We start from the raw sequence: 1184 nt of genomic DNA, 5'->3' as shown, positions 1-1184 counted from the left end.
GTGATCAGCACGCGCCATTGCGCCGGGATCACGTCGAGGCGCTGGCTGACGTCCTCGCCGATCTTCGTCATGGCGCCGCAACCGCACGGGCAAAGCGTACTCGCAGGCTCGATGATCCGTTCCACCCGCGGCAAATGGGCAGGCAGGCAGCCGCGATTGCGATGAGAACCTTGATCCGGCGCGCTCCGCGATCGGCCCTTGATCACAGCCTCGGCTCTCTCCTGCGCCGCGTCCAGGATGCCTTGCGCGATCTCCACGTCTTCCAGCGGCAAGTGATACTGATCTGGCCGCAGCTTCTCGGACGTCGCGCCGAACTTCTCGCGTCGCAATTCGCCGAGAATGACCTCCAACCGACGCCGCGCCTCTTCCGACGTCGCCAGCGCCCCCTGATGCTCGCTTAAGGCCGCCTGCGTTTGCGCCAAAAGCGCTTTCAATTGTTCATTTTCGTCGCGCAGCGCCGCGATGCTCATGCGCTATTTCGAGCACATCGCCGCCGCGCGTGCCACATTCAAAATAGCTTCCGAGTCATTCTGCCGCAGTTATCCAGCCGCCTGGGGACGCCGCGCTTCTTCCGGGCGGACCAACCTCCAATCCAGCCCCTCGAACAGGGCTGCGAACATCGCCGGCGATATCCGTATCACGCCGTCTGCGATCGTTGGCCAAACGAACTTGCAACCTTCAAGACGCTTGTGCACCAACACCAGACCCGTTCGATCCCAGACCAAAATCTTGATCCGGTCCGCTCGTTTCGATCGGAACACGAAGGCTGCGCCGCTGAACGGGTCGAGACGAAGCATCTCCTGCACCTTCGCCGCAAGCCCATCGTGGCCACAGCGGAAGTCGATCGGCCGCGTCGCGATGTAAATCTTCAGATCGGCACCGGCCGCGATCATCGTGACGCTCGCATCGCGCGGATCACACGGGACAGCTGCTCGCCATCTATGGCTGTGTCCGTCCGCAGCACGACATCGCCGATCGCGATCTCAAGCTTGATCGCCGGAATCTGACGCTCCTCCAACGCACCTTCCACGACCAGCGGCGCGAATGTCGGCTGCGATGCCTCGCGCGGCGGCAACATGCCTCGCTGTCGAAACCGCCGCCGCCAATCGTAGATCTGCCAGCGCGTCGCTCCGTGCTTGCGCGCCACCTCGGACACCTGGGCACCGGGTAACAGACTCTCGGCG

3 protein-coding genes are annotated in these 1184 nt (G+C 63.4%); all 3 read right to left on the bottom strand.

Annotation, left to right across the window (positions count from 1 at the left end):
* Nucleotides 1-470: IS66 family transposase zinc-finger binding domain-containing protein (locus tag IVB48_RS12150; RefSeq protein ID WP_247400114.1), on the bottom strand; the 470-nt coding region annotated here is incomplete at its 3' end.
* A gap of 69 nt (nucleotides 471-539) precedes the next feature.
* On the bottom strand, nucleotides 540-893 hold the full coding sequence (gene tnpB, locus IVB48_RS12145; RefSeq protein ID WP_007601228.1) for an IS66 family insertion sequence element accessory protein TnpB: 354 nt from the start codon (nucleotides 891-893) through the stop codon (nucleotides 540-542).
* Nucleotides 890-1184, bottom strand: a 295-nt coding sequence (locus IVB48_RS12140) for a transposase (protein WP_247400112.1), incomplete at its 5' end; no start/stop codon positions are given. The genes IVB48_RS12140 and tnpB, both read right to left, overlap by 4 nt.

It is taken from the genome of Bradyrhizobium sp. 76 (genome assembly GCF_023073025.1).
Classification (GTDB): Bacteria; Pseudomonadota; Alphaproteobacteria; order Rhizobiales; family Xanthobacteraceae; genus Bradyrhizobium.
Note: the sequence above shows the minus strand (reverse complement) of the source record. Positions and strands in the feature narration are given on the sequence as shown.